3 protein-coding genes and 4 tRNA genes are annotated in these 5,453 nt (G+C 73.5%); 4 read left to right on the forward strand and 3 right to left on the reverse strand.

Going from position 1 to position 5,453, the window contains the following annotated elements; translation table 11 throughout:
* Positions 1-313: 313 nt before the first annotated feature.
* The 3 genes from E4099_RS28500 to E4099_RS28510 all read right to left on the reverse strand — a co-directional run bounded on the left by E4099_RS28500 (position 314) and on the right by E4099_RS28510 (position 626).
* Positions 314-387: transfer RNA gene (locus E4099_RS28500), tRNA-Phe, on the reverse strand.
* Positions 388-440: 53 nt separating this feature from the next.
* Positions 441-515: transfer RNA gene (locus E4099_RS28505), tRNA-Asp, on the reverse strand.
* Positions 516-553: 38 nt separating this feature from the next.
* Positions 554-626: transfer RNA gene (locus tag E4099_RS28510), tRNA-Glu, on the reverse strand.
* Between the two features lie 155 nt (positions 627-781).
* Here E4099_RS28510 and E4099_RS28515 point away from each other — a divergent pair.
* The 4 genes from E4099_RS28515 to E4099_RS28530 all read left to right on the forward strand — a co-directional run.
* The gene (locus tag E4099_RS28515; protein ID WP_209446780.1) at positions 782-1,132 is read left to right on the forward strand and encodes a metallopeptidase family protein; all 351 of its coding nucleotides are present in this window, start codon (positions 782-784) and stop codon (positions 1,130-1,132) included.
* A gap of 1,044 nt (positions 1,133-2,176) precedes the next feature.
* Positions 2,177-4,495 carry a DEAD/DEAH box helicase gene (locus E4099_RS28520; RefSeq protein WP_135342007.1) on the forward strand — a complete coding sequence of 773 codons (2,319 nt, stop codon included), beginning with the start codon at positions 2,177-2,179 and terminating at the stop codon, positions 4,493-4,495.
* A gap of 197 nt (positions 4,496-4,692) precedes the next feature.
* Positions 4,693-4,765 (forward strand) — tRNA-Lys (locus E4099_RS28525).
* A 409-nt stretch (positions 4,766-5,174) separates the two neighbouring features.
* The coding region (locus tag E4099_RS28530; RefSeq protein WP_135342008.1) for a DoxX family protein at positions 5,175-5,453 on the forward strand (279 nt) is incomplete at its 3' end.

Here is a 5,453-nt window from a genome sequence, read left to right on the forward strand (position 1 = left end):
GGGTTGGGGGTGTGCGGGGGAGGCGCTCTCGGCGGGTACCGGACGGCACCGCTTGGGCGTGTCGGGGCGGTGGATTCCGCGCGTCGGTGTCGGGGGGCGATTCCGCTTCGCTGCCGGGGGCGGCGCCGAAGCGGATGTCGGAGGTGGCGTCGTGCGGGTGCGTCCGGGCGGCCGGGGCCTGGCCCTGGAGCGCGCGTGGTCCTGTTATGTGAGTCGGAAAGTTGCAGGACAGCGGGGACGGGCCTCGCGTCGGGGTACGAAGAAGCCCCCGGCGAGAGATCTCGTCGGGGGCTCTGCCCTGTTCGGGCCGGTGTGGCTGGGGCCGGGGTCGAACCGGCGACCTTCCGCTTTTCAGGCGGACGCTCGTACCAACTGAGCTACCCAGCCATGGGCTGCCCCGCTGCTCCGAAGAGCTTGGGGACGCAGCCTTTCGGCTGCAGCGGTCCTGACGGGATTTGAACCCGCGGCCTCCACCTTGACAGGGTGGCGAGCACTCCAAACTGCTCCACAGGACCTTGCTCGTGCGAGCACTAGTCTCGCACATGGTGGTGCGTGCCCCCAACGGGATTCGAACCCGTGCTACCGCCTTGAAAGGGCGGCGTCCTGGGCCACTAGACGATGAGGGCTGATGGCCCACCTGTTGCGCCTTCCGGCGCCGTCGGGGACGTGAGAAGCATATGGGATGCCGGGGAGGTTCGCCAAAACGGTTTACGGCGAGGTCGTCGGGCAGGTCGTGCGCGGGGCGCTGCGCCCTCGCTCCCGCTCTGGCGACAATGGCCGGGTGCTGGAGATGGAGCGCGAGGAGTTCGAGGAACTGGTCGCCGAGGCGCTGGACCGGATCCCCCCGGAACTGACCCGGTTGATGGACAACGTGGCGGTGTTCGTCGAGGAGGAGCCGCCAGGGGAGGAGCGCGAGCTGCTGGGCCTGTACGAAGGCACCCCGCTGACCGAGCGGGGGGAGTGGTACGCCGGGGTGCTGCCGGATCGGATCACGATCTACCGCGGGCCGACGCTGCGGATGTGCGAGACCCGGGAGGACGTGGTCGCCGAGACCGAGGTGACCGTGGTGCACGAGATCGCCCACCACTTCGGTATCGACGACCAGCGGCTGCACGACCTCGGATACGGCTGAGTCGGCGGGCCTGCCCTGCCCTGTCCCGTGGAGTCGGTCGATGGGAGCACCCGGACGGGTGGGGCCGGTGCGGCGGTGGCTGCCGGGGGCGCGTGTCCTGGGCGGGGCGCGGGCAGTTGGGCAGGGCGCCCGAACCCCGCCGGCCTGAGAGGTGGCCCGCCGTGCCCGAAAGCCCCGCCGACAAAGTCCCCGCCCCCGTTCCGTGTGCCGCGGTGCGTCCTGGGGGGCGCCCCCGCCGTGTCGCGGCGCGTACCGGGGGCTGTCCCGGCCGTGTCGCGGTGCGGATCGCCGCCATAGCGGCTGCCGCGCTCGCACTGGGCGGCTGCATGAGCGTGGCGCACGATCGCGGACGACCGGATGACCGGGGCGGTGACCGGCATCACGGCCGGGAGGCCGAGCCGGCCGGCGGAGTGGTGCCGCCGGGGCGGCCCGCGGCCCCGGGTGACGAGGCACCGCGACGGGACGGGAAGGAGGGGGAGCGCGACAAGCGCGAGAAGAAGGAGGACCACTCCGCCTCGCCGTCGGCCTCCGCCTCCGCGTCGCCCTCCTCCCGTCCCAGGCCGGAGAGCGGCAAGCCGCACGACTCGCCGGGGCGGGGACCCGGCGCCCCGGCGACGGGCGCGCCCACGCCGGCGCCCCGCCCCACCGCGACGGCGCCGAGCACCCCGGAGCCGGGGCCCAGTGAGCCGGCGCCGACCGAGCCGGAGCCCGGCCCGGCGGATCCCGGAGGCGGCACCGAGAGCGGGGGCGCGGGGAGCAGCGCGGCGTAGCTCCCGGGCGGGCCCGTGGCCTGGCGAGAGGTACGGGGCGGGGGCCGGGGGTCGCTTCCCTGGTCGGGAAGCCCCCTCGGGAGCGAATTTGCTTTCTGGCGGTGCGGGTGCGTATGGTGGTAGATCGTTTGATCCCATTTGCCCGGCGCCCCAACCGAAGCGCGCCGTGTGGCGCGTTCCTTACCTTGCCGTGGCTGACCGCATTGAGGCGGTCGTTTGCGAAATGACACGGAGCTGGGCGCGTGCCGAAACTCCGGAAGGTTTCGCATTTCGCATGTCTGTTTCCACTGACCACTCCGCGCTGCCCGCCGAGGCTCAGATCGTCGAGGCCACCGACGCCACCGACGCCGCCGAGGCCGTCGAGATCGCCGAGGAGGCCGTCGAGACCGCTGCTGACGCCGTCGAGGCCGCCGAGGTCGAGCAGGTCGCCGCGGCCGAGGAAGAGCCGCAGATGACCTTCGCCGACCTCGGGCTGCCCGAGCAGATCGTGCGCAAGCTGGCGCAGAACGGGGTGACCACGCCCTTCCCGATCCAGGCCGCGACCATCCCGGACGCGCTGGCCGGCAAGGACATCCTGGGCCGCGGCCGTACCGGCTCCGGCAAGACCCTCTCCTTCGGTCTGCCGCTGCTGACCACGCTGGCCGGCGGCCACACCGAGAAGAAGCGTCCGCGCGGCCTGATCCTCACCCCCACCCGTGAGCTGGCCATGCAGGTGAGCGACGCGCTCCAGCCGTACGGCGACGTGCTGGGCCTCAAGCTCAAGGTCGTCTGCGGCGGTACGTCGATGGGCAACCAGATCTACGCCCTGGAGCGCGGCGTCGACATCCTGGTGGCCACCCCGGGCCGACTGCGGGACATCATCGACCGCGGCGCCGCCTCGCTGGACCAGGTGCAGGTCGCCGTACTCGACGAGGCCGACCAGATGGCCGACATGGGCTTCCTGCCCGAGGTCACCGAGATCCTCGACCTGGTGCCGCAGGGCGGCCAGCGGCTGCTGTTCTCCGCCACGCTGGAGAACGAGATCGACACCCTGGTCAAGCGCTACCTGGTGAACCCGGTCACCCACGAGGTGGACCCCTCGGCCGGCGCGGTCTCGACCATGACCCACCACGTCCTGGTGGTGAAGCCGAAGGACAAGGCCCCGGTCACCGCGGCCATCGCGGCGCGCAAGGGCCGCACCATCATCTTCGTCCGCACCCAGCTGGGCGCGGACCGGGTGGCCGAGCAGCTGCGGGACGCGGGTGTCCGCGCCGACGCGCTGCACGGCGGCATGACCCAGGGCGCGCGCACCCGCACCCTGGCCGACTTCAAGGACGGGTACGTGAACGTGCTCGTCGCCACCGACGTCGCCGCGCGCGGTATCCACGTGGACGGCATCGACCTGGTGCTGAACGTGGACCCGGCCGGGGACCACAAGGACTACCTGCACCGTTCGGGCCGTACCGCCCGGGCCGGGCAGAGCGGCACCGTGGTCTCGCTGGCCCTGCCGCACCAGCGCCGCCAGATCTTCCGGCTGATGGAGGACGCGGGCGTGGACGCCTCGCGCCACATCGTCGGCGGGGCCGGCGCGTTCGACGAGGACGTGGCCCGTATCACCGGCGCCCGTTCGCTCACCGAGGTGCAGGCGGAGTCGGCGGCGAACTCGGCGAAGCAGGCCGAGCGTGAGGTGCAGCACCTCACCCGTGAGCTGGAGAAGGTGCAGCGGCGCGCGACCGAGCTGCGCGAGGAGGCCGACCGGCTGGCGGCCCGGGCCGCCCGTGAGCGCGGCGAGGAGCCGCAGGCGGCCGGCGTGGAGGCGGAGGGCGCTGCCACCGCCGAGGCCGCCCCGGCCGAGAGCCCGGTGCTGCCCGAGCAGGCCGGTGCCCCGGAGGTCGAGACGCTGGCTGCCGACGAGGCGCCGCGCCGTACCGGTGGCCACGAGCGCCGCGACGAGCGGGGCAACTTCGAGCGCCGGGACCGCCGGGATGACCGTCCGTCCTTCCGGGACCGCGAGCGCCCGTCCTTCCGGGACCGGGACCGCGACCGTGGCTTCGGCCGGGACCGTCGGGACGACCGCGAGCGTCCCTCCTTCCGGGACCGCGACCGGGACCGTCGGGACGACCGCGGCGGCTTCAACCGCGACGGCGAGCGCGGCGGCTTCGGCGGCGGACGCTCCTACGAGCGCCCGTCCTTCCGGGACCGGGACCGCGACCGTGACCGTGGCTTCGGCCGGGACCGCCGCGACGACCGCGAGCGTCCCAGCTTCCGGGACCGCGACCGGGACCGTCGGGACGACCGCGGCGGCTTCAACCGCGACGGCGAGCGCGGCGGCTTCAACCGGGACGAGCGCGGTGGCTTCAACCGCGACGAGCGGGGCGGCTTCAACCGTGACCGCCGCGACGACCGCTCCGGCCGCCCGTTCGAGCGCCGGGAGCACAACCACCGGGGCGGGGACCGTCCGTTCAACCGCGACCGCCGCGACGACCGCCCGTCGTTCCACCGGGAGCGCCGCGACGAGCGTCCGGCCCGGCGGGACGACCACCGCGGCGGTGCCGCCGGCGGCCGCTCCTTCGACCGGCGCGCCGACAAGCCGCGCTGGAAGCGCAACGGCTGATCACTGATCACCGCCCCGCCGTTCGGCGGGGCGCGCACCACGGCCCGTACGACATCACCGTGTCGTACGGGCCTTCGCGTACCGATGGCAAGTCCGGTCGGACACCGTCCAGTTGGGCGGTGCTTCGGCCCCCGCGCGGCGCGGGGAGGGTATTGGCTCGGGCCTTTGCCGCCCGCCGGGCTATGCTGCGGTGTGCGGGGTCATTAGCTCAATTGGCAGAGCAGTGGACTTTTAATCCATTGGTTCAGGGTTCGAGCCCCTGATGACCCACTCGGTTGGACCGCCTTCAAGGCTCTGACCAGCAGATATTCGCGCCCTGGCCGAGATGAGCGGCCGGGGCGCGTTGGCGTTTCCGTCCCTTGCGGCACATCCGCGGCACACCCGCGGAACACGGAGGGCCGGGCGGCCGCGCATCGGCCGTGAAAGCGGGGCCTACGAGGCCGGGCGGTGGCCGGGGCCGATGAGACCGGGCGGTGGCTTTCGGGGCGGGCGGGCCCAGGTGGCGGACGTGTCGCTCGTCCGGCCGTTCCTCGGCTGGTGCGGGGCCGGCCATGTGGTCAGGGCGGTGGCCGTCGCGGCGGTCGGCCGTCATCCGTTCGGCGCTCCGTGGGCGGTGGGGTGGTGCGGTGCCGCACAGACTGGTTGCGGACCCCCACCCGCACATCGGAACGGACCGGCCATGTCGATGACGTACCGCAAGGACCTGGGACTGCTCGCCCTGCGCATGGGCGCGGGCGGAGTGCTGTTCGCGCACGGCGCGCAGAAGCTCTTCGGCTGGTTCGGCGGCCATGGGCTGGAGGCCACCGGCCAGGCGATGGAGGGGATGGGGTTCACCCCCCTGGCGTTCCTGGCCGCCGCGGAGCCCGTGGACCTGGTGACCTACCGGTGGGCGGAGCGCGACACCGGCAACGACGACGCCCGGTACGCGCGGCTGGCCGCGGCCCGGCTGCCGCGTGCC

It is taken from the genome of Streptomyces palmae (assembly GCF_004684805.1).
Taxonomy (GTDB): Bacteria; Actinomycetota; Actinomycetes; order Streptomycetales; family Streptomycetaceae; genus Streptomyces; species Streptomyces palmae.